Source organism: Campylobacter sp. RM16192 (assembly GCF_004803855.2).
GTDB lineage: Bacteria > Campylobacterota > Campylobacteria > Campylobacterales > Campylobacteraceae > Campylobacter_A.
Genome location: NZ_CP012552.1, coordinates 1,123,878 through 1,145,715, shown reverse-complemented (window position 1 = coordinate 1,145,715; position 21,838 = coordinate 1,123,878). Strand labels below are relative to the sequence as shown.

The window sequence follows — 21,838 nt, the reverse complement described above, 5'->3', positions numbered from 1 at the left end:
CTGGAACGTATCTTGCTTTATCTTGTTTTAAATATCAAATTTTAGGAAAATTTATAATGCAAAACGGATATTATCAAGCAACGGGTGCGATGGTTACGCAGTTTAACCGCCTTGATGTAATCTCAAACAATCTTGCAAACATAAACACAATCGGCTTTAAGCGTGATGATGTGGTTGTGGGGGATTTTGAGAGAATTTTTCAAGAGTTTAGAGATGTTTTACCGCTTGAAAATCACACAAAGCAGGCTGCTAAATTTTTAAACCGAACTATCGATAGAGTGCCTCAAATTTCAGAGCAGTATGTTGATTTTAGCAATAGCGGCATGAAATTTACGGGCAATACGCTTGACTTTGCTATAAAGCGAGAGGATCTGTTTTTCTTGGTTGAAACTAAAACCGGAGAGGTTAGACTTACTAAAAACGGAGCTTTTAGCCTTGATAATGAGGGTTTTTTAGTAACAAAAGAGGGCTTTAGAGTGCTTCCAAGTAATTATTTTGAAGGCGGGGCAAACGGGATACAAATCCCGCAAGAAGAGAGACTAAGTGTCGATAAAAACGGAAATATCTATGCAAATGACGAGCAGATAGCAAGATTTTACTTAGCGCAGCCAAAAGAGATAAGAAACCTTACGAAAGAGGGTGATAATCTATACGTTTTGCCTGATTTAAAGGAGCTAAGAGATCTTGGCGATGATGTAGATGCCGTCTCTCAAGGATATACTCAAATTTCAAACGTAAATGCCGTAACCGAGATGTTGGGGCTTATAGAGACAAACCGAATGGTAGATATGTATCAAAAAGTGATGAGAAGCCATATGGACGATCTTAATCAAGATGCTGTTAGTAAACTAGCTAATATTAAGGCTTAGTTTGTTTATGGTTTTTTGGAACGTATTTTGCTATTAATAAATTTTGTAAAAAACTAAAATAAGGAATTAAAGCCATGATGAGATCAATTTATTCTGCCGCTACAGGCATGATAGCGCAGCAAACCCAAATCGATGTCACTTCACATAATATTTCAAACGTAAATACAATGGGTTATAAAAAAAATAGAGCCGAATTTGCCGATCTTATGTATCAGGTTATGGAGTATGCGGGCACTTCAACCAGCTCTACGACAAAAAGCCCGACAGGTATAGAGGTTGGTCTTGGAGTGCGCCCTACTGCTATAACTAAAATTTTTTCACAAGGACATTTTAAAGAGACAAGTAACAATCTGGATATGGTAATAGCTGGTAATGGTTTTTTTCAAGTCCAACTTCCAGATGGAACTACTGCATATACAAGAAATGGAGCTTTTAAGCTTGATAGTGAAGGCACTATAGTAAATTCTGATGGATATATTTTGCTTCCTCAAATGAGTGTTCCTGCTAATGCGACACAAATTTCAGTTGGAGTCGACGGTACAATATCTGTACTTCAGCCTGGAAATACTGAAATGGTGCAAATAGGACAAATAGAGCTTGCAAATTTTATAAATCCAAGTGGACTTCATGCGCTTGGAGACAATAACTATTTGCCTACAGGATCAAGCGGTGATGTAGTGACTGGAATTGGCGGTATTGATGGATTTGGAACTATAAGACAAGGATTTGTAGAGATGAGTAATGTCCAGCTGGTTGAGGAGATGACTGATCTAATTACTGGTCAGCGTGCATACGAAGCAAATTCAAAGGCAATCACAACAAGCGATGATATGCTTCAAATCGTAAATAATCTTAAAAGGTAGATAACATAATATATTTAATCTTGATAATCGCTATAATTTTGGCTATTTGGATATTTGATGCGATATACTTCGGATCAGAAGATTATAATTCGTAAATTTAGGTATTTTAGCAATTTTTATTTTTATTAAATTAAAAAAAAATAAAGTATCAATATTAATAAAATTTTTAAGATACAAACGCTATAATTTTCTTGACAATTTTATTACAAGGAGTTAAATATGCGTTTTATCACAAAGGTGGTATTTTTCATGTTTGTTTCTGTAGTTGTGGCTTTTGCTAAGCCAACGATTTACATATTAGCAACCGGTGGAACGATAGCTGGAAGCGGTTCAGGTGCTCTTGATACGAGCTATACATCAGGAACTGTTACTGTTGATAAGCTAATTGCTGCGGTGCCTGAAATAAACAAGATTGCTACAATCAAAGGCGAGCAAATTTCAAATATCGGCTCTCAAGAGATGAATAATGAGGTTTGGTTCAAGCTTGCTAATAGAGTAAATGAGCTTTTAACTAGTGGCAAAGCTGATGGTGTAGTTATCACTCACGGAACAGACACTATGGAAGAGACTGCATACTTCTTAAATTTGGTCGTAAAAAGTGACAAGCCTATCGTAATGGTTGGTGCTATGAGAAGTAGTAGTTCACTTAGTGCAGACGGTCCTCTTAATATCTTTAACGCTGTAAATGTTGCTATCAATAAAGAAACAGCAGGCAAAGGCGTAGTGGTAACTATGAATGATGAAATTCACGCAGCTCGCGAAGTTACTAAGACAAACACTACAGGTGTTGAGACATTTAAATCTCCAAATGCAGGTAAAATAGGAACAGTATTTTATGGCAATGTAAAATACTATATGAGTCCGGTTCGCAAACACACTGTAAATTCAGCTTTTGATATCACAAAAATCAAAGAACTTCCTAGGGTAGATATCATCTATAGTCATTCAAACGACAATCCTGACTTTGCTAATATTGCTATCAAAAATGGAGCAAAAGGTATAATAAGCGCCGGTATGGGTAACGGAAATCCATTCCCTACAGTTATTGAAGTTCTTGGCGAAGGCGTTAAAAAAGGTGTAGTTGTAGTTCGTGATTCACGTGTAGGAAGTGGTGAGACTACTTTAAACGGAGAAGTTGATGACACAAAATACGGCTTTTTGGCAAGTGATAACCTAAACGCTCAAAAAGCTAGAGTATTGTTAATGCTAGCCCTTACACAAACAAACGATAAAGCAAAAATTCAAGAGTTCTTCTATACTCATTAAAATTTAGAAAAAGGCGGCGAATTTATTTTGCCGCTTTTAAATTTTTATCTTAAATTTATCCACTTTCTTTTAAAATTTTGCCAATTTTTAAACCACAAGGCTGTTTGTGAACTATCTTTTGTTTATAGCCACATTTTTTCCTATTAGTTTTATGCCTGGTATTAATATGACTTTAGCTTTAAGCATAGGTCTTAGCGTAGGCTACTTTAGGGCATTACCTATGATTTTGGGTCAGCTCTTATCTGTTGGCATTGTGGCTTTTTTATGTATTTTAGGCGCTGCTGCTATTATGATAAAGTATGAGTTTATATTTATGATTATAAAAATTTGCGGTGCTATTTATATTATCTATATTGGTACAATGCTGTTTTTTAGTAGAGGCAAACTGACTTTGCATCGATACAATGGAGAGATGAGTAAGATTTCTTTATTTATGCACGGAATGATTATTAGCATATCAAATCCTAAAGCTTGGATATTTTTTGCCGCTATTTTACCGCCGTTCATTGATAGGCAAGATCCTTTTGGAGACGGAACTTATCTGATTGTGGTATTGCTTTTGGTTATAGAATTTATATCTCTTAGTATATATGCTATTGGTGGAGCAGTCCTGAAAAGACTGCTCTTAAATCATCTTAGAATTTTAGAAGTTTTTACGGCTTTGCTAATGTGTAGTATTGGAATTTTGATGATTGCAGGCTGAATTATTCAGCTACGCAAATTTCACTATTTTTGATTGCTTTTACTGTGAAATATCCAACTATTCCTATAAAAAACAGCAAGAATATAAAAGCTAAAATTCCAAAACATAAGAAAATATCGCCTTTATTAAGCTCGTAAGCTCTTATAAACGCTATACTAGCGGCAGCGGTAGGGAAGGTAAACGCCCACCATGATAGGAAAAATTTAAGCTTCATAAAATTTTTATACATAAAAAATATAAGACCTACGAAAAATAGTGTCAAATTTAAGAGTATATGTGCAAATGCATCAAAGCTCCCGGTTAGCTTCATATAGCCTAAAAATGCCACAGCCGGAGGAGCGATAAATATAAATAGAGTAGGCATAAATTTCTGAGCTAACTGATCATGAAAGATAATTCTATAAAATATAATAGTAAATAAGACTATCCAGAAAAAGACTCCTATGGAGAAGTAATACCATAAAAATTCGCTTTTGCTTTCGCTTGCTATCACAACTATTAAATTCCCTACTATAGGTATGAACCAAGCTGGATTTGAGTGGTTGATGAGCATATTTTTGTTTATCCAAAAAGCTATCACGTAAAACGTAAAAAATGTTTGAAATATCAGCGCTATATAGAATAAAACAGAGTGTAAGGTGCCAATATCTCGCCATAAAGCTGCTAGCAAAAACAGTGATATTGCAAATGCAGCAAAGAAATTAATCTTAATTGGATGGTTTATTTCAGCCTTGATCTCTTCTTTGTATTTTATTATTTTAATGCTATAAATTATTGTGATAATGACAAATACGAGACTTGTTATTAAGCGTAAAATTTCAAATAAAAAATCGGATATTTGAACTGCTAAATTTAGTTTTTCATATGCTAATGTAAGTCCTCCGAGTCCCATTACAACGGCATATAGCATAATTGGAAAATTGGATATTTTAGAAATTTGATTTTTTGTTATGTCTACTTGATCCATACAAAATCCCTTTAATTTTTTTCGCAATATTATCCTTAATAAATCTATTTCTCAGTGATAATATCACGCTATTTAATCTTTTTAATATAGATAAAGCCTGTTTCAAATAAGAATCTTTTTAATATTTTTATATACAATACTACATTACACTCTGAAAAAGGAGAAAATATGCTAAATGAAGAAGATATTAAATTTTTAGATGATAATTTTCTTTCTCAGTTTGAAATTTGTGAAGAAGACAAAAAAATTATATTTCAAAGGAGCATGGTAAAAGTCTTTAAAAAAGATGAAATTATATACACCAAAGATGGATGCAAAGGCTTTATAATGCTAAAAAACGGAAATCTAAGAGCATATATAGCATCAAGCAACTTTAAAGAGATAACCGTTTTTAGCTTAAATAAAAATGAGTGTTGTATATTGTGTTCATCTTGTGTTAAAAATTCTTTTGAAGTAGAGATAAATTTACAGGCCTACGAAGATACTGATATTATCCTGATTCCAGTAGATGCTTATAAAATTTTAAGAGATAAATATCCAGATGTAATGAATTATACTTTAAGTCTCGTATCAACTAGATTTGCAAGTGTCATAAATGTGATGGAACAGGCTTTGTTTTTGCCTCTGGTTGAACGCATTAGAAATTTTTTAAGCCAAAATGCCAAAAATTCAAATATAAAAATCACTCACGAGCAACTTGCAAATCATATAGGAAGTGCTAGAGAGGCCGTATCAAGAGTGCTAAAAGAGATGGAAAGAGAAGGTGAAATAGTTCAAAAAAGAGGCGTAATTACTTTTAAAAATAATTAAAGTGTAACTTTGTTGCAATTCTAAATCTCTATTTTTTGATATAATTTCAATATTAAATTTGCTGAAAGCTATATGCTTTTGGTCTTTGAAAGGAATAAAATGCTAAGTAAAAAAAATAGAATCATGAGAGTTATTTTGGGTGTTTTGCTGATGGCTGGTATTTGGATTTTCTTTAAAAGCTATTGGGCTTTAATAGGATTGATACCTATCATAGTTGGCATTACAGGTTTTTGTCCTGCTTGCGCACTTCTTGGCAGATGCTCTTTGAAAAGATAAATTTAGGCTAGTTTTAGCCTAAATTTTGATATCCGCATACTTCTATAATACACTCTTTTAAAAATTTATTTGATAAATTATTTAGCTTTATTTTGCTAGAATCCATAAAATTTAAATAGGATAAGATATGAATAAAGTTTGGAAATTTGGCGACAATATCGATACAGATATAATTATTGCCGCAAGATATTTAAATACATCTGACGAGAAAGAATTAGCAAAACATATCATGGAAGATGCCGATCCTTGTTTTAGCACAAAAATTTCAAAAGGCGATATTGTAGTGGCTGGTGAAAATTTTGGTTGTGGAAGCTCCAGGGAACATGCTCCTATTGCCCTTAAAGCAGCTGGAATAGGCGCTGTAATAGCTAAGTCTTATGCGAGAATTTTTTATAGAAATAGCTTTAATACAGGTCTTTTAATCCTAGAGGTAAAAGAAACCGATGAGATAGATGAGGGTGATGAGCTTAAGATAGATGTTGATAGCGGCGTTATCTTAAACTTAACTACAAGCAAAGAGTATAAATTTAGCCCGATTCCGCCATTTATGCAAGAACTTTTAAAAAGTGGCGGATTAATAGAATATGCAAAAACGAGGATATAAAATGGCAAAAATTTATAATATAGCGGTAATAAAAGGCGATGGAATAGGTTCTGAGATAGTAGATGAAGCTCTTAAAGTTTTAGACGCTACTAGTGTAAAACATGGATTTGAGCTAAATTATAATTTTTATCTTATGGGCGGGGCTGCTATAGATATATTTGGCGAGCCTCTGCCAAGTGAGACTTTAAATGGAGCTTTATCAAGTGATGCTGTACTTTTTGGAGCAATAGGCGGTTCAAAGTGGGATAATCTTCCTAGATATAAGCGTCCGGAAAGCGGTCTGCTTAAACTACGCAAAGGACTTGGAGCCTATGCGAATTTACGCCCCGCAATGATATTTGACGAGCTTGTAGATGCTAGCACTTTAAAGCCACAAGTTCTTCAAGATGTCGATTTTATTGTAGTTCGTGAGTTAACAGGCGGTATATATTTTGGTCAACCAAGAGAAAAAAGAGATGATAGTGCATTCAATACTATGGTATATTATAAATTTGAGATTGAACGCATAGCCAAAGTTGCTTTTGATACGGCAATGCTACGTAAAAAACAGGTTTGTCTTGTAGATAAAGCAAATGTGCTTGAGACAAGCCAGCTATGGCGTGAAGTTGTAAACGAAGTATCCAAAAGTTATCCTGAGGTAAAAGTTGATTTTATGTATGTAGATAATGCCGCAATGCAGATAGTAAGAAATCCGCGCCAATTTGACGTTATTTTGACTGAGAATTTATTCGGAGATATTCTAAGTGATGAAGCCAGTATGGTATGCGGATCTATAGGACTTCTTCCAAGCGCTAGCATAGGAGGCAAGGTCGGAATTTATGAGCCTATTCATGGTTCCGCTCCTGATATTGCAGGGCAAGGAATTGCTAATCCTATTGCTACTATTTTAAGTGCCGCTATGCTTTTAAGATACTCTTTGGGTGAAAAAGAGGCTGCAAACAGTATAGAAAATGCAGTTAAAATGGCTTTGGCTGAAGGCTATAGGACAAAAGATATAGCTGATTTTGGTGCTAAAGAGATATGTACCACAAGCGAGATGGGCGGAATAATAGCTAAATTTATAGGAAAACAGTGAAAAATACTATCACAGAAGCTTTGATTTATGAAGCGCAAGGGCTTCAAGATGATGCGCTTTTAGTCTATAGAAATATTTTAAAAATTGAGCCCGGTAACAAAGAAGCTGTAAGCGCGATTAGAAGGCTTAGTGGGCTTAGAAAAAGAGATCCTAATTTAAACGAGCAGATGCGTGATTTTTTTATAAATATGAAAAGCGATGAAGAGATAATAGAATTTAAAAGGTGGCTGATAAGATTATGAAGTTAGAAGATATTGCAAAAATGGCCATAGACGAGGTTGCAGCAGAACTTAAAGAGATAAGCTCTATCGAACATCATGTGGCTAAAAATGAGCAGATTAAAGATGAGCTGGAAGTAGAAAAATTTAATATAAATGGTGAAGAGATATTTTTAAAAAATTTAAAAGAGCGAATTTCAGTACTTTTTGAAGGATTAAATGCCGTAAGTAGAGAAAATTTGGAGGATAGGTTGGAACTTACTTTGAAATTTTTAGAATTTGTACTTGCCAATGTTGAAAACAGGCTTGATAATCTCAAAACTAAATGAACTAAACTGGGCAAGAAATTTACTACGACCCTATACTAAACGTGCTTATATCGTGGGCGGTTCGGTCCGCGATATCTTTCTTGGAAAAAAAATAACTGATTTTGATATAGAAATTTACGATATCTCTCCTGATAAATTCGATGAATTAATGAGTCAATATGGAGCAAGCGGAGTTGGTAAGAGCTATTTTGTTTATAAATTAAGCGGCTTTGATCTTAGCTTGCCTCGCATGGAAAATAAAGTAGGAGAAGGACATAAAGCCTTTGATGTAAGTTATTGCAACGATGAAAAGAGCGCATCCATGAGGCGTGATTTTACTGTAAATTCTATCATGATAAATATCTTTGATGATAAAATACTTGATTTTTGGGGTGGATTAGACGATATTAAAAAAGGTGTTTTAAGGCATATTGATGACGAGAAGTTTTTCGAAGACTCACTAAGGGTTTTACGAGGAATTCAGTTTAGTGCCAGGTTTGATTTTAAAATTTCACAAAAAACACTAAATTTGATGAAAACAATAAACTTAAAAGATCTAAGCAAAGACAGAATAAGCGGTGAAATGCTAAAACTTTTTAATGCTAAATTTCAAAGTACAGGAGCTAAATACCTTTATAAGCTTGGACTTTTTAAAGAGTTGTTTGGCTTAAATTTAAATAAAAATCAGCTGATTAAGTTTCAAAAAAAACTTACAAGCGTTAGAAAATTTAAAAAAGATCAAAAAGAGTTTTTATATCTGCTTAGAGAATTTGGGTTGCAAGAGAGAGTGGTGAAGGATCTAAATTTACCAAATAGCTTTATCTCTGTTTTTAGGGAACCATTTTTTAAAGGAAGAGTGAGCGATAAAGATCTTTTACGTATCGCAATTAAGATGCCTTTAAGAGATTGGCTTGGGTTAAATTCAGCAAGCCTTGTAAGAAGAGCTAAAAAATTTGGAATATACGATAGCAGGTTTGAGCCACTTATAAATATCGATGAGATATTAAGAGCAGGCTTTAAAAATGAGGCTATAGGGGCTGAAATTTTAAGGCGACAAAATTTAGCCATAGATGAGTTTTTGAAAAATAAATTTTAATTATTATAAAAGTCCAAATTGGCTAAAATAAGAGCTTTTTAAAAGACAAAAGGCAATGAAAATGAAAAAATATATTCTTAAAATTGAGTGCCAGGATGAGAAGGGACTCATTTATAGAATTTGTGATGTGGTATTTAAATATCATCTAAATATCGAGACAAATAATGAATTTGTAGATGAAGATAATAATAGGTTTTTTATGCGAGCCTCGCTTGTAGGTAATATAAATACAGCCGAATTTATAGGCACACTTGAAGCTTTCTTGCCAAAAGGTGCGATTATAGAATGTGTGGAGGCTGCCAAAAAAGATATTATTATTTTAGCCACTAAAGAGGCGCACTGCCTTGGAGATTTATTAATAAAGCATCACAGCGGAGAGTTAAATGCCAATATCTTAGCGGTTATTGCAAATCGTGAAATTTTAAGAGAGCTGGTTGAGAAATTTAATATCCCTTTTCACTACGTCAATTCTGATGACATCGAGAGACAAGAGCATGAAAAAAGAGTGCTTGAAGCAATGAGTCAGTATAAATTTGATTACGCAGTACTTGCAAAATACATGAGAATTCTATCGCCAAATTTTGTAAAACACTATCCAAAAAAGATTATAAATATACACCACTCGTTTTTACCTGCATTTATCGGAGCTAATCCATATAAACAAGCCTATGAGCGCGGAGTAAAAATCATAGGAGCAACGGCTCACTTTGTAAATGATGATTTGGATGAAGGGCCGATTATCTCTCAAGATGTAATAAACGTAAATCATGAGATGAGTTGGCAGCAGATGCAAAAAGCCGGTAGAAACTGTGAAAAAAGCGTTCTTGCGGCAGCACTTGATCTGGCTCTTGAAGATAGGTTGTTTGTGTATAAAAACAGAGTAGTTGTCTTTTAATGTTTAATATAGTTCTGCTTAGCCCTCAAATTCCCCAAAATACAGGCTCTATAGGTAGAATGTGCGTAAATGCTAATTTAACTTTGCATATTATTAAGCCTACCGTTTTTGATTTAAGCGAGAAGGCAGTAAGGCGTGCAGGGCTTGATTATTGGAAGATTTTAAACCCTAAAATTTGGGAAAATTTAGATCAATTTTTAGAAGAGAATGCAAAATTTGAGGATAGATTTTTTTACGCTACTACAAAGTCTAAAAAATTTTACTTTGATGTTAAATTCCAGTCTGGAGATTTTTTGTTTTTTGGAGGCGAGAGTACCGGGCTTCCGATGCAGTTTATGCAAAAAAATTTCGCCAATGCCATTACTATACCGATGGGAAAGCAGGGTAGAAGCCTAAATTTGGCCACTAGCGTAGGCATAATCGCGTATGAGGCAATTAGGCAAAATATTGATAAATTTGAGTTTTAAAGAGGATTGATGAGAAAAATAATTTTGCTATGCTTTAGCTTTATCTTGGCAATCGCAGCTGAACTTAGCATAGCTACTTTTAATGTTGAAAATCTATTCGATGCTAAAAATAACGGCACTGAATATCAAGACTTTGTGATAGGAAAATCGCAGTGGAATGAAAAAACAGCTAAAGTAAAATTTGGAAATATAAAAAATATAATTAAAGAGCTTAATGCCGACATAATCGCACTTCAAGAGATAGAAAACGAGGAAATTTTAAAAGAGCTTATGCGGGCTACAGGATATCAATATTTTGCCTTTTCAAAGGACAAAAGATCTCCTATCGGACTTGGATTGATATCTAAAATAAGGCCTATTGAGACTAAAATTTTTAAAGTTCCAAACGTAAAGACAAGAGATATTGTAAAAGTCAAATTTGAGCTTGATGGACATGAATTTAGTCTATTTGTAAATCATATGCCAGCTCAAAAAAATAGCCTAAAGAGTAGAGAGAGCGCTTTTAGGTCTTTAAAAAGCGCTATACAAAATGACGAAAATGTAATATTGCTTGGGGATTTTAACACACCTTACGGTAAAGAATCACTGCTAAATGATATTTTGATAAGTAGAAACATGGTTGATCTTTGGCAGTTTATGGCAAGCGATAAGAGGTATTCGCATATAAATTTAAGGCCTATTGATCATGCAGTTGTTTCAAAGCAAATGGTTGATGGCAGTGGAATAAGTTATGTAAATGGAAGTTTTGAGGTGTATAAACAGGGTAAAAATGTTTATTCGGATCACTTTCCTTTGAAATTTAAAATAAGCACTGCCACTAAGGCTAAAATTCAAGAAAAGAATATAGACGATATATTTAAAAATCCAAAAAATACACCTTTTGTTATAAGCGGAGTGACGGTGGTTTATAAGGATAAAAAAGGTTTTGTGATAGCTAAAGACGGGCGTGGAATTTACGTATATGAGCCAAAAAACGACGATCTAGTCGGCAGTGTAATGGATGTGGTTATAAATGATGTGGGCGAATATAAGGGTATGCTCGAGGTAAAATCTCTCTACGTCTCAAAGATATATGATAAGCTTATGGATCCTAAGCTTCAAATGCTAGGCGAGGAGCGTATAAACGAGGCTAGGGCGGGAGACGTTATAAGAAGTGTGAGTGGAGAGATTAAAAGAGGCAGGCTATATACCAAATATGGAGATATTAGGATTTATAGCTCTAAGGGCAAGATGGAAGATGTAAAAAAGGCTAAATTTGAAGCGGTTAAAGTAGTGCTTTATCACAATGAGCCTCAAATTTGGATAGAGAAATGAAGATATTAGACTTTGCAATACTTTCCGCTTTTGTGCTTTTTATGATATTTTTAGTGCGTGGATTTGTTTTGCAGATGAAAGAGAGAAATGATGAGAGAAATTCAAAGAAAAAAAGTTAAAATAACAAAAAATCAAAAAAAGAGTTGGCTATGACAAAAGAGTTAATAATAGAAATTGGAGTTGAGGAGTTACCGGCCATTCCGTTTTTAAAAGAGTCTGGTAATGTCAAGGAAAAGTGGCAGGATGTTCTTAGAGAAAACAGTCTTTTTAGTGAGTGTGAATTTTACTATACGCCTCGTAGAATAGTTTTTTATCATCCTGATTTTAAGGTCAAACAAGATGATGGATTTAGTGAGTTTATAGGTGCCCCTAAACAAGTTGCCATTAAAGACGGCAAATTTACTCAGGCTGCGGTTAGCTTTGCCAATAAATGTGGGATAACCGAGAGCGAGCTCAAATTTGAAACAATAAACGGTAAAGAGGTTTTATACTATAAAAAACCTGTTGCCGGAAGACCTAGTCAAGAGCTTTTAGGTGATATGATAGAGAAATTTTTACTTAGTCTAAATTTTGGTAAGTCTATGCGCTGGGGAGATGGAAAATTTGACTTTATTCGTCCGATAAGATCTTTTCTTGTGATTTTAGGAGATGAGGTAGTTAAATTTAATAAATTTGACGTAGATAGCGGTAATTCTATATATCAACACAGAAGCATAAGCTATGACAAATTTAGCGTTAAAAACGCCAAAGACTATTTTGGTTCAATGTCAAAAATAGGCGTTATTTTGGATCAAGAAAAAAGACGCGAGAAAATTTTAAAAGAGTTTAAAGATATAGAGCAAAAAAGCGGATTTGATATAGAGATAGATGAGGATCTACTAGATGAGGTTGTGGCTATTACAGAGTATCCCACCGCTTTGATGGGTGAATTTGAGGCCGAGTTTTTGGACGTGCCAAGCGAGGCTATTATAACTTCAATGAAGGAAAATCAGCGCTATTTCCCTGTGTTTAAAAATAAAAAGCTAAGCAATCATTTTGTGGTAGTAAGCAATGCTATTGCGGATGATTACAACCTTATAATAAAAGGAAACGAAAAGGTTCTGCGCGCTCGTTTAAGTGATGCAATGTTCTTTTGGCAGAGTGATTTAAAGGCTGATTTTGGTCCTGAAAAACTAAAAAATATAACATATTTAAAAGAGCTTGGAAGTATCTATGAAAAAGAGCTAAGAGAGCTAAAAGTAGTAAAAGCATTAGCTAAAATTTACTCTAATCGCTTAAATAGTGAAGTAGGGGCTAGGTATGAGGAATTGCTTGAAATAGCGGTAATGCTAAGCAAAGCAGACCTCACAACTCAGATGGTATATGAGTTTACGGAGCTTCAAGGAGTAATGGGGTATTACTACGCAAAGGCTAAGGGTGAGAGCGAATTTATAGCAAATGCAATTAAAGAGCAGTATTTGCCAAGTGGTGAAAAGAGCGAATGTCCAAATGGTATTTTTAGCTCGGTAGTAGCGCTTGCAACCAAGATAGATACTCTAATGGGACTATTTAGCGTAGGTAAAATTCCAAGTGGCAACAAAGATCCATACGCATTAAGAAGAGCTGCGAACGGAATAATTAAAATCATACTAAATGAGAAGCTAAATTTTAATCTAAAAGAGGTTTTATCAAGTCTTGCAAATGGTTACGCAAAATTTGATCTAAAACAGCTTGAAAATTTTATATTTGACAGGCTTTACACCTTCTTTGATGCCAATGCCTCTATAATAAAAGCCTGCTTAGCAAGTGAAAAAGGCGATATTTTAGCTCAATGCGAGGCTATAAAAGCGCTTTATGAGATTAGCGAGAAGAGTGATTTTAGAGAGAATTTTAGTACATTTAAACGTCTTGCAAATATTATCAAAGATGAGAATATCGGTGTAGTAAATGAATCTCTTTTTGAAAGCGAGAAAGAAAGAAATTTAAATAGCGAATTTAAAAAAGTGGTTGCTAAAGATAGCGATTTTAAAGAGAGACTAGATGATCTGTTTGCATTAAAATCTGTTATTGATAGCTTTTTTGATAAGGTAATGATAAATGTGGATGATGCTAAAATCCGCAGCAACCGTATAGCTCTAATAGGTCAAATTTATAAAGAGTTCCTAAAAATCGCAGATATCAAAGAGATAAGTTTATAATTTTATGAGCAGATATTTATATTTAATGTAAATATCTGCTTAAATAACTTTTAGAGTTGAAGTTAGATTCGCCATTCCTTGAGCATACATTGCGGATGTTACAATAGCATCTACTCCGGTATTTGCATACTCTTTGACGTTTTTTAGATTTATCCCGCCGCTTGCCACTATGGTGATTGTTGGATTTTTTTGATTTATTAAATTTACAGCCTCTTGCAACATTGATATATCAAATTTATCACATTGCACTATATCAACATTGGCGTCTAAAAGCTTATTAAGTGTTTTTAAGTCTTCGCACTCTACGGATATTTTTTTCTCTGGCATCTTGGCTTTAAAAATTGGAATTTGAGTTAAAAACTCATCAAAATTTTTGTAAGCTTTTATATGATTTTCAAAAAACAATACACTATCGCTTAGATTGAGCCTATGTATTCCGCCTCCACCATCAAGAACAGCTTTTATGCATATTTTTTTGGCAAAAGGAAAACTTTTTCTAGTTGCTAAAATTTCACATTTTTTATTGACGCTTTTGGCAGAATTTAGCATCAAATTTGTATATGTAGAAATTTTACAAGTGTATTCAAGCAATATTTGACAAAGCTTCCAAGCCTTGTGAACATCATTATATGAACCCATGATTTTTAAAATCACGCTTTGAGATTTGGCTAGACTTTGGTTATTGTAATAAATTGTAGTTTCGCAACCTAGTAAATTCGCAATTCTAGAGGAGATATCGATGCAACTTACTACGATATCGTCTCTTGTTTTTATCTCTAAAATCGCATTTTTACCAATATTTTGAAGCGATGTAGTTAGATCAAAATACGGTATATCTTCATTGATATAGCTTAAAATTTCACTATCGCTAAAAAACATCTCTTAACTCTTTTTTGATTTGCTAAGACGTTTTTTAACTGATTGGTCTTTTTGAGCCTTTATAATCATGTTTTTAAATATTCCGTTATCGTAAAGTCCGGCATGGTACAGAGCAAAACCGACAAAGGCTATGCTTGAGGCTACATGTAGTTGTTTCATGGGTTTATTTTTCATATTTAAAGCCGTAAGGCAAGCAGTGGCCAAGGTAACGCTCATGCCAACTTTTGCTGCTTTTCTATGAGTGTTTAGATTTAAAAGTTCTCCGCTTAGCATTGTTTTATTTTCACACCTTTCATCGAATTGGCAAGCAGACCTATAGTAGTGCCGTTATGCAAAACAGCTGTCGCAATAGGATTAAATAGTCCAAATGTCGCACCTGCTAGTATAAGCGAATTTATGCCAACTGTCGCATTAAAATTCGTATTAATAAGCTTCATTGTTTTATTTGCCATATCTTTTGCTGTTACGACAGAGTAGATGTCGTCTTTTAGTAGGCTTATGTCCGCTGTAGCCTTGGCTATATCGGCTCCTTTTTGCATACTTATGCCGACATTTGCTCTCATTAGGCTTGGAGCGTCATTGATGCCGTCTCCTACAAAGGCTACTTTTTTACCCTCTTGTTTGAGTCGTTCTATTATCGTCGCTTTATCGGTAGGCAAGCAGTTGGCAAACACTCTATCTATGCCTAGCTCTTTGGCTACTTGATTTGCCTTGCTCTCGATATCACCGGTTAGCATTACCAGCTCTTTTACGCCCAGTTTTTTTAGAGCATTAAGCGCATCTTTTGCGTTTTCTCTCATTGTGTCTTTCATCGAGATAACGCCTAAAAGCTCTTTATTGTAGCCTACGTAAAGTAGAGTAAATCCATTGTCTATGGCATCTCTTATAATGTCTTCATGCTCTATAAATGATATATTTTCGTCATCTTCTAAAAAATGCCTGCTGCCTATTACGACCTCTTTGCCGTTTACATGTGTTTTGACACCGTGAGCTACTATAAATTCCACCTCATCGTGATGTATATGGTGGAATCCTACCTCGCGAGCCGCTTTTACAATAGCTTCTGCCACAGGGTGGAAGTAGTGCTCCTCTGCGCTTGCGGTTAAATTTAAAAGCTCTGCCTTGCTAAATTCTTTTTTAAAAGAATGAACTTCTACTACGCTGAGGCTTCCGTGAGTTAGCGTTCCTGTCTTATCAAATACAAATGTATCTGCACCTGCAAGAGCCTCTATAGCTTTTGCGCCCTTTATAAGCACTCCGTTTCTGCCAGCCTTTGATATACTTGATTTAAAGGCTACCGGAGTTGCTAGTTTGAGTGCGCATGAGTAATCAGCCTGTAACACCGATGCAACTCTTGTCATATCTCTGCTTAAAAGATAGGATACTCCGGCCAGAGAGAGGGTGACTGGAACTAGCTTGTCCGCTAGTTTTGTAGCTCTTAATCCGATGCTTGATTTTTCGTTTAGAGAGCTTTGAATATATTGTTTGATGCGTGCCGTAGCGGTCTCTTCTCCTACTCCTTCGGCCCAAATTTTTATTCTTCCATCCTCTACGACAGTTCCGCTCATAACGCGGTCACCACGCTCTTTTTTTACGGGTTCGGCTTCTCCTGTCATTGAAACTTGATTGACGCTAGCCTCTCCCTCTACGATATATCCATCTATACCTATACTCTCTCCAGCTCCTACTACTACGATATCACCTATCTTTACACTTTCTGTAGCTACTTTGTTAAGGGTCTTTTTGCCATCTTTTATAGTCTCTACCCATATCTCTTCTATGTTTGGTCTAGCAAGCTCTTTTATTAAATCATCGCTTCTATGAACGGCGCTTTCTTCCATATATTCGCCGATTGCGAGCATTAAATTTGTACTATTTGCTGCCATATAGTCGTGTCTAGCCAGACTTACTCCTACAGCCATGCTCTCAAGCACTTTTGAGGTCACGCCTTCGTTAATTAGCTCACTTACGCCCTCTTTAAGAAGCGGAGCGCAAGCGTACAAGCTTGTTGCAGTTTTTAGCATATTGCCGTTTATTAGCGGAGTTATAGCCATGCTTGTAACGGCTTTATATATGCCTGCTTTGCTTGGACTATTTTTTTGTTTGTTTAAATTTTTAATCTTTATGGTTTCTAAAAATTTATAAATTTCGTCAAAATTTGAATCAAACTCTACAATTATGCTTTTGGCTTTTTTGTTTAACCTGACGCTTTTTACATATTTAAATTCTGAAATTTGAGCTTCCAAAAAGCTCTCATCGCACTCTGAGGTTATATCTTCGCATATAAATCTTACGCGATTTTTACTCTTGTGCGCGATATAAATTTTATTTTTGTGACTCAATTTCAGCCTTTACGTCTTCAAATCGCTCTTTAAGCTCTTCAAATCCGGCTTGAAGCAAATTTGAACCCTTCACTATAGCTGAAAAAACTGCTTGTTGAGCCTTTTCATTTGTCAATATATAAGCTACAGCTCCGCCTATTAAAGCGCCCTTTAAAAATCCTGCAGCATTGAAATTTTCAGGAACGAAGTCTTTTAAAGCCTCGTTTATACCCTTGTCAAAAGCACTTGGAGCACCAGTTGTTTTAACTGTAGTAGTTGTTGTAGTAGTGCTTCCATCGTTGTTTATCTTATTGACGGTTTGGGTTGAATTTATATATGGGTTATTCATTTTTATTCCTCTGGATTTATTAGTTTCTCGGTTAGTATTATACCGCCAATTCCTACAGCTGCGCTTAGAGCCGCACCGATATAGTTGCCCATAACGAGTCTATTTGATGCGCTAATTGCGCAAGCCGTAGCTAAACCACCTTGAATGCTTAGTTTGATTGTCTTTTTAGTCGCTTGTTTAGAGCTTATATTGCCTTTTTTATATTCGTTATAGCTAAGCCCACCAATTGTAATTCCGGCTATTAGAGCACCGCTTATAAGGTGATCCATAGGAAGTCTTGCTGTTGAAGTTATGGCTCTCATTATTCAGCTCCGCCTGCTACTTCAGGAGTTTGAGCTGGAACTTTTTTGGCTCTTGGCGCTCTTTTTTTCTTTGTAGTCTCTTTAGCTTTTTTATCAGCCTCTATCTCTTCAGGCGCTCTTCTTGTGCGTCTTTTTTTTACCTCTTGTTTTACTTCGCTTGAGATTTTTTCAAATTTTTCTGTCGCAAATTCCTTGACGTCTTTGGCTGCTTCTTTGCCTTTTTCTAATCCACACTCTAAAGCAGATTTAACTTTTTTTCTATTATTAAAAGCAACAACAACTAATCCGCCTACTGCAAGTCCTGCTAAAAATGGTAGTGCCATCTTAAATCCTTTATTATTGGTATTGTTAAACATCTTCTTTTTCATCCTCTTTGTTGATCATTTTATTAATTAAAATTCCAGCCATTCCGCCTATCGCAAGTCCGCTAAAAAATGAGAAATGAGGGCTGTTAAGAAGCTCCACGATATCTTCTTGACTGCCTCTTCCCGAGGCTATGCGTTCAACTCTTTTACTCATCTCGGCAAATGCATTTTGGTTAAAGCCGTTAAATCCATTAAAACCAAAATTATTATTTTTTGGCTGATCGTATGCATGCTCTTGTTCGTCATTATCGTGATCATCTTCTTTTTTGTATTCTTGATCTGCTGCGTTTATCTGTCTTGTTGTACCAAGCTCTTCGTAAAGCCTCATTTTAAGTGCTGCAATATATTCGTTATGAGAGGTCGCCCATAGTCTAAAGCAGATATCTCTTAAATTTTCATCTTCTACTTTATCCGTCATCATCTCATAAAAAGCATTTAATTCTATCTCGTAATTTAATGCTTTTATAAGGCAGTTTTCAAGGCTTTGATTGCTTAAACCATCAAAATAACACTCTACCGGTTCGTTTGATTCATAACCGCTTAAAAGCATTAAGCCACTATTTTTGATAGCTAAAATTTGAGCAAAAATCGGATCTTTATCTTTTAAATTCTCATAAAGTCTAATTCCTCTAAGCTCAAATATATATGCTGCATTTATGATGCCTTTTAAATTTTTATCCTGCATATGCGCTCCTTGCAAGCTCATTTATAGTTTGAGATATTTTATCTAAATTTCTACCTGCCAATAGATCATCCCAGATATCCTTTGGAAAAATCGCTGAATCATATTCTATTGTTACAGAGCCTATTAGCTGGTTAAATTTTACATTTTTTATACCATCTATTTTTTTTATTATCTGATCTATCTTGTCTAAATTTAGATTGCTGGCTTCATCTTTTATCTTCGCACTGACTCTTACTCTAAGACGTCCAGGAGTATGATGAATCAGTGTAAAGTATGAAGTTATCTTTACAATAAGATCTGGCAATATTAAATTTGGTGCTACGCTCAAATTTTCTCCTTTTTCTTTGGCGTTATTATCGGCTTCGTATACTTAATCGTAACTTAAAGTTTTTTGCATATCGTTATCATTTTTTAATGCTAATTCTGCTTGAATTTGCGATGATTCCGGCTGTGTGAGCTATATGTATTAGCCCTGCGCCGGCAGGATTTAATACTCCAAGAGCGCCAAGTGCGGCTCCTAGCATATTTGTACTTGTTCCTATATTGTAGTTTTGTTTTACTATCTGCAGTGCAAAAGCGCTTAAATCGTGAAGTTTGACTATATCAAGAGGGCGAGAATTTGTAATGGCTATATTTGAAATCTCTATGGCAGCCTCGCTTCCTCCGCTGGCAAAAGATATTCCTATATCGGCCTTACTCATAGCCAAGGTATCATTTACACCGTCTCCTATCATCACTACTTTACCGTAGTTTTTAAGCTTCTGAATGATTTTTGCCTTATCGTCAGGCATCAAAGAGAAGTATATATCGTCAAAATCAAATTTTTTTGCAAACTCTTTAGCTACTTTTTCATCATCTCCAGTTAACAGCACAACCTTTTTACCTCGCTCTTTGAGCTCTTTTACAGTTTCTATACTGCCTGTTCTAATTTCATGCTCATATATGATAGCGCCTAAAATTTCGCCATCTTTCGCAAGATATACGATTGTGTTTTCGCTTGTAAATTTAGGAGTTTTAAATTTTTGTATTTTTACTTTATATTTTCTCATTAGATTGAGATTACCTAATAAGAACTCGCTATCTTCAAATTTAGCTTTAACTCCAAGACCTGGCAAAATTTCGCTTTTAAAATTGACATTTGCAAAGATGTTTAAGCTCTTTGCATATTCGTTAATAGAGACGGCAAGAGGATGTGTGTTGTGATGCTCTATGCTTGAAGCTATTTTAAAAAACTCCTCTTTTGTCATCTTGCCTACTAGTTTAAAGTCTGCTATCTTTGGTTTGCCTGTAGTAAGAGTTCCTGTTTTATCAAAGCAAAATATTTCGCTTTGACTGACATTTTCTAAGTACTCTCCACCTTTTATCAATATTCCGTCTTTGGCGGCTCTTGCTATTGCCGCACTTACGGCAGAACTTGCAGCAAGCACGGTAGAGCAAGGACAGCTCATTACTATCATGACGCTAAAAGCTCTTAAAAATGAACCTGTAACAAAAAATGTCCCGACACTTAAAGCCGAGCCGATTTTTAGCACTTTTTGAGCTAGTCTATCAGCGCTTAGTTCGCTTTGGCTTTTGTTTGAAAGATTTTTTTCTACTTCGCTTATAATTCTGGCTATATATGTTTCATTTCCTGTTGCGCTTACTTTTATATAAATTCTGCCTTTTTCTACCAAAGTATTAGCAAATACGCTATCGTTTTTCTTTTTGTATACGCTCTCGCTTCGTCCGTTGATTATAGCCTCGTTTACCTCCGCGCTTCCGTTGATTATAACTCCGTCGGCTACGATCTTTTCTCCGCTTCTGCATACTATTATATCGCCATCTTTTACATCTTCTAAGGAGACTTCAACTTCTAAATCGCCTTGCAATACATATGCTTTTTTGACATCCAGGCTAATTAGCTTATGAATTTCCGCACGTGACTTATTGGCAGTATATTCTTCAAAAAGCATACTTCCTCTAAGAATATAGATGATCTCAAATGCAGCCGTTACCTCACCGCCTAAAATTGCTATAAGAAGTGCAAAAGCGATAAAGCTTTGTAGGCTTATTTTTTTCTCTTTTAGTTCTTCTAGCCCCTCTTTTATAAGAGGAATTGCGGAGTATATGCTAATAGCCCCTATTGCAAGTTTAGCAAGCAGCCCAAGAGGCGTAGCCATGATATGCTCTTTTACAAAAACACCTACGGCTATCAGACTAAGAGCGCCGAAATTTAATATCTTTTTTCTCCAGCTAGATTCTGATACTAAATTTGTAGAGCAGTGCGAGCAGGCACTGCATGCTGGAACTGAAATTGCTAAAGATTTTGATTTTTCTATCTTTTTTGGGATTTTTGGGCTCTCTTTTTGCCTGGCAACCGAAAAATTTTTCTCCAGTTTTGTTAATATCTCATCTAAATTTATGATATTTTGATCAAAGTGTATTATTAACGAGTTGCAGTATTGGTTTAGTCTTATATTTTTTACTTTTTTTGATAGAATTTTATTAATTTTTTCAAAATTTTTTGGATTAAATTCCGGAGATTTGAGCCTAATTCGCCCATTTATGTGGGCTTTTATAACTATTTGTGTCATCTTTGACACTCTTTACAAATTCCATATAAGATCATCGTATGGCCTTCTATTTTAAATTTTTTATTTTCGCAGATTATATCCTGTCTATTTTCTATGGTTTCATCGTAAAAACTTACTATTTTACCGCATTTTGTGCAGATTAAGTGGTCGTGATGTGAATTTAGATTTAGCTCAAATTTTCTAATTCCACTCTTTTCAAAAGATATCCCCAGTCCAATCTCTTCTAAGAAATTTAAAAATTGATATATTGCTGTGAGGCTAATATTTTCTTTAAATTCTTGATAAAATTTCTCTTGTATATCACTAGCGCTTAAATGATCTTCGCTAGTATATAAGATTTTTAAAATTCCCTCTTTTTGCCTGGAATTCTTATGGTTAAAATCTTTTAAAAAGGTAGAAAATTTTGAGTAAAAATTTTCAAAATTTTGCATACAACTACCACTCTTTATTATAAAT

Annotated in this window: 26 protein-coding genes and 1 pseudogene; 16 read left to right on the top strand and 11 right to left on the bottom strand. The window is 34.8% G+C overall.

Annotated features, from left to right (window positions below; genetic code table 11):
- Positions 1–56: 56 nt before the first annotated feature.
- The 4 genes from CDOMC_RS05935 (at position 57) to CDOMC_RS05920 (ending at position 3,701) form a co-directional block, all read left to right on the top strand.
- The gene (locus CDOMC_RS05935; RefSeq protein WP_172128750.1) at positions 57–869 is read left to right on the top strand and encodes a flagellar hook-basal body protein; all 813 of its coding nucleotides are present in this window, start codon (positions 57–59) and stop codon (positions 867–869) included.
- A gap of 74 nt (positions 870–943) precedes the next feature.
- Positions 944–1,732, top strand: a complete 789-nt coding sequence (gene flgG, locus CDOMC_RS05930; protein WP_172128749.1) for a flagellar basal-body rod protein FlgG — start codon at positions 944–946, stop codon at positions 1,730–1,732.
- A gap of 219 nt (positions 1,733–1,951) precedes the next feature.
- Positions 1,952–2,998 carry a type II asparaginase gene (locus CDOMC_RS05925; protein ID WP_172128748.1) on the top strand — a complete coding sequence of 349 codons (1,047 nt, stop codon included), beginning with the start codon at positions 1,952–1,954 and terminating at the stop codon, positions 2,996–2,998.
- 106 nt (positions 2,999–3,104) lie between these two features.
- Positions 3,105–3,701 (top strand): LysE family translocator, encoded by a 597-nt coding sequence (locus CDOMC_RS05920; RefSeq protein ID WP_172128747.1) that lies wholly within the window; start codon positions 3,105–3,107, stop codon positions 3,699–3,701.
- 1 nt (position 3,702) lies between these two features.
- Here CDOMC_RS05920 and CDOMC_RS05915 read toward each other — a convergent pair whose 3' ends face one another.
- Complete coding sequence (locus CDOMC_RS05915; RefSeq protein WP_172128746.1) at positions 3,703–4,668, bottom strand: SLAC1 anion channel family protein; 966 nt, start codon at positions 4,666–4,668, stop codon at positions 3,703–3,705.
- A 168-nt stretch (positions 4,669–4,836) separates the two neighbouring features.
- On the opposite strand from CDOMC_RS05915, the gene CDOMC_RS05910 reads away from it, so the two are divergent.
- From CDOMC_RS05910 to glyS, 12 genes and pseudogenes are all read left to right on the top strand, one after another.
- Positions 4,837–5,478, top strand: coding sequence for a Crp/Fnr family transcriptional regulator (locus tag CDOMC_RS05910; RefSeq protein ID WP_172128745.1), 642 nt, complete (start codon positions 4,837–4,839; stop codon positions 5,476–5,478).
- 99 nt (positions 5,479–5,577) lie between these two features.
- On the top strand, positions 5,578–5,754 hold the full coding sequence (locus CDOMC_RS05905) for a YgaP family membrane protein (protein WP_172128744.1): 177 nt from the start codon (positions 5,578–5,580) through the stop codon (positions 5,752–5,754).
- A 127-nt stretch (positions 5,755–5,881) separates the two neighbouring features.
- On the top strand, positions 5,882–6,358 hold the full coding sequence (locus tag CDOMC_RS05900) for a 3-isopropylmalate dehydratase small subunit (RefSeq protein ID WP_172128743.1): 477 nt from the start codon (positions 5,882–5,884) through the stop codon (positions 6,356–6,358).
- A 1-nt stretch (position 6,359) separates the two neighbouring features.
- Positions 6,360–7,433, top strand: coding sequence for a 3-isopropylmalate dehydrogenase (gene leuB / locus CDOMC_RS05895; RefSeq protein WP_172128742.1), 1,074 nt, complete (start codon positions 6,360–6,362; stop codon positions 7,431–7,433).
- A complete protein-coding gene (locus CDOMC_RS05890; protein ID WP_172128741.1) occupies positions 7,430–7,675 on the top strand; it encodes a hypothetical protein in 246 nt (81 codons plus the stop codon). The genes leuB and CDOMC_RS05890 overlap by 4 nt, the downstream gene beginning before the upstream one ends.
- Positions 7,676–7,812: 137 nt before the next feature.
- A pseudogene (locus CDOMC_RS10300) lies at positions 7,813–7,980 on the top strand (CiaD-like domain-containing protein); the annotation flags it as partial.
- Positions 7,943–9,055 carry a CCA tRNA nucleotidyltransferase gene (locus CDOMC_RS05880; protein ID WP_172128739.1) on the top strand — a complete coding sequence of 371 codons (1,113 nt, stop codon included), beginning with the start codon at positions 7,943–7,945 and terminating at the stop codon, positions 9,053–9,055. The pseudogene CDOMC_RS10300 and the gene CDOMC_RS05880, both read left to right, overlap by 38 nt.
- Positions 9,056–9,116: 61 nt before the next feature.
- On the top strand, positions 9,117–9,950 hold the full coding sequence (gene purU / locus CDOMC_RS05875) for a formyltetrahydrofolate deformylase (RefSeq protein WP_172128738.1): 834 nt from the start codon (positions 9,117–9,119) through the stop codon (positions 9,948–9,950).
- The gene (locus CDOMC_RS05870; RefSeq protein ID WP_172128737.1) at positions 9,950–10,417 is read left to right on the top strand and encodes a tRNA (cytidine(34)-2'-O)-methyltransferase; all 468 of its coding nucleotides are present in this window, start codon (positions 9,950–9,952) and stop codon (positions 10,415–10,417) included. Before purU ends, CDOMC_RS05870 begins: the two co-directional genes overlap by 1 nt.
- A gap of 9 nt (positions 10,418–10,426) precedes the next feature.
- Positions 10,427–11,731, top strand: a complete 1,305-nt coding sequence (locus CDOMC_RS05865) for an endonuclease/exonuclease/phosphatase family protein (RefSeq protein ID WP_172128736.1) — start codon at positions 10,427–10,429, stop codon at positions 11,729–11,731.
- Positions 11,728–11,850, top strand: a complete 123-nt coding sequence (locus tag CDOMC_RS10260; RefSeq protein ID WP_257792998.1) for a hypothetical protein — start codon at positions 11,728–11,730, stop codon at positions 11,848–11,850. The genes CDOMC_RS05865 and CDOMC_RS10260 overlap by 4 nt, the downstream gene beginning before the upstream one ends.
- A gap of 30 nt (positions 11,851–11,880) precedes the next feature.
- Complete coding sequence (gene glyS / locus CDOMC_RS05860; protein WP_172128735.1) at positions 11,881–13,908, top strand: glycine--tRNA ligase subunit beta; 2,028 nt, start codon at positions 11,881–11,883, stop codon at positions 13,906–13,908.
- Positions 13,909–13,947: 39 nt separating this feature from the next.
- On the opposite strand, the gene modD is transcribed toward glyS, so the two are convergent.
- The 10 genes from modD to CDOMC_RS05810 all read right to left on the bottom strand — a co-directional run bounded on the left by modD (position 13,948) and on the right by CDOMC_RS05810 (position 21,813).
- Positions 13,948–14,787, bottom strand: coding sequence for a ModD protein (gene modD / locus CDOMC_RS05855; protein ID WP_172128734.1), 840 nt, complete (start codon positions 14,785–14,787; stop codon positions 13,948–13,950).
- Positions 14,788–14,790: 3 nt separating this feature from the next.
- Positions 14,791–15,060 (bottom strand): helicase, encoded by a 270-nt coding sequence (locus CDOMC_RS05850; RefSeq protein WP_172128732.1) that lies wholly within the window; start codon positions 15,058–15,060, stop codon positions 14,791–14,793.
- The gene (locus CDOMC_RS05845; RefSeq protein ID WP_172128730.1) at positions 15,054–17,129 is read right to left on the bottom strand and encodes a heavy metal translocating P-type ATPase; all 2,076 of its coding nucleotides are present in this window, start codon (positions 17,127–17,129) and stop codon (positions 15,054–15,056) included. The genes CDOMC_RS05850 and CDOMC_RS05845 overlap by 7 nt, the downstream gene beginning before the upstream one ends.
- Entirely contained in the window at positions 17,113–17,457 is a 345-nt protein-coding gene (locus CDOMC_RS05840; RefSeq protein ID WP_172128728.1) for a YtxH domain-containing protein, read from the bottom strand. Before CDOMC_RS05840 ends, CDOMC_RS05845 begins: the two co-directional genes overlap by 17 nt.
- 2 nt (positions 17,458–17,459) lie before the next feature.
- Positions 17,460–17,759 carry a Cys/Met metabolism pyridoxal-phosphate-dependent enzyme gene (locus CDOMC_RS05835; RefSeq protein WP_172128726.1) on the bottom strand — a complete coding sequence of 100 codons (300 nt, stop codon included), beginning with the start codon at positions 17,757–17,759 and terminating at the stop codon, positions 17,460–17,462.
- Complete coding sequence (locus CDOMC_RS05830) at positions 17,759–18,082, bottom strand: hypothetical protein (RefSeq protein ID WP_172128724.1); 324 nt, start codon at positions 18,080–18,082, stop codon at positions 17,759–17,761. The genes CDOMC_RS05835 and CDOMC_RS05830 overlap by 1 nt, the downstream gene beginning before the upstream one ends.
- Positions 18,083–18,107: 25 nt before the next feature.
- A complete protein-coding gene (locus CDOMC_RS05825; protein ID WP_172128722.1) occupies positions 18,108–18,809 on the bottom strand; it encodes an aminotransferase in 702 nt (233 codons plus the stop codon).
- Complete coding sequence (locus CDOMC_RS05820; protein WP_172128720.1) at positions 18,799–19,137, bottom strand: HMA2 domain-containing protein; 339 nt, start codon at positions 19,135–19,137, stop codon at positions 18,799–18,801. Before CDOMC_RS05820 ends, CDOMC_RS05825 begins: the two co-directional genes overlap by 11 nt.
- A gap of 76 nt (positions 19,138–19,213) precedes the next feature.
- Positions 19,214–21,382, bottom strand: coding sequence for a heavy metal translocating P-type ATPase (locus CDOMC_RS05815; protein WP_172128718.1), 2,169 nt, complete (start codon positions 21,380–21,382; stop codon positions 19,214–19,216).
- Positions 21,379–21,813: a Fur family transcriptional regulator gene (locus tag CDOMC_RS05810; protein WP_172128716.1), complete on the bottom strand. Its 435-nt coding sequence runs from the start codon at positions 21,811–21,813 to the stop codon at positions 21,379–21,381. Before CDOMC_RS05810 ends, CDOMC_RS05815 begins: the two co-directional genes overlap by 4 nt.
- Positions 21,814–21,838 lie beyond the last annotated feature (25 nt).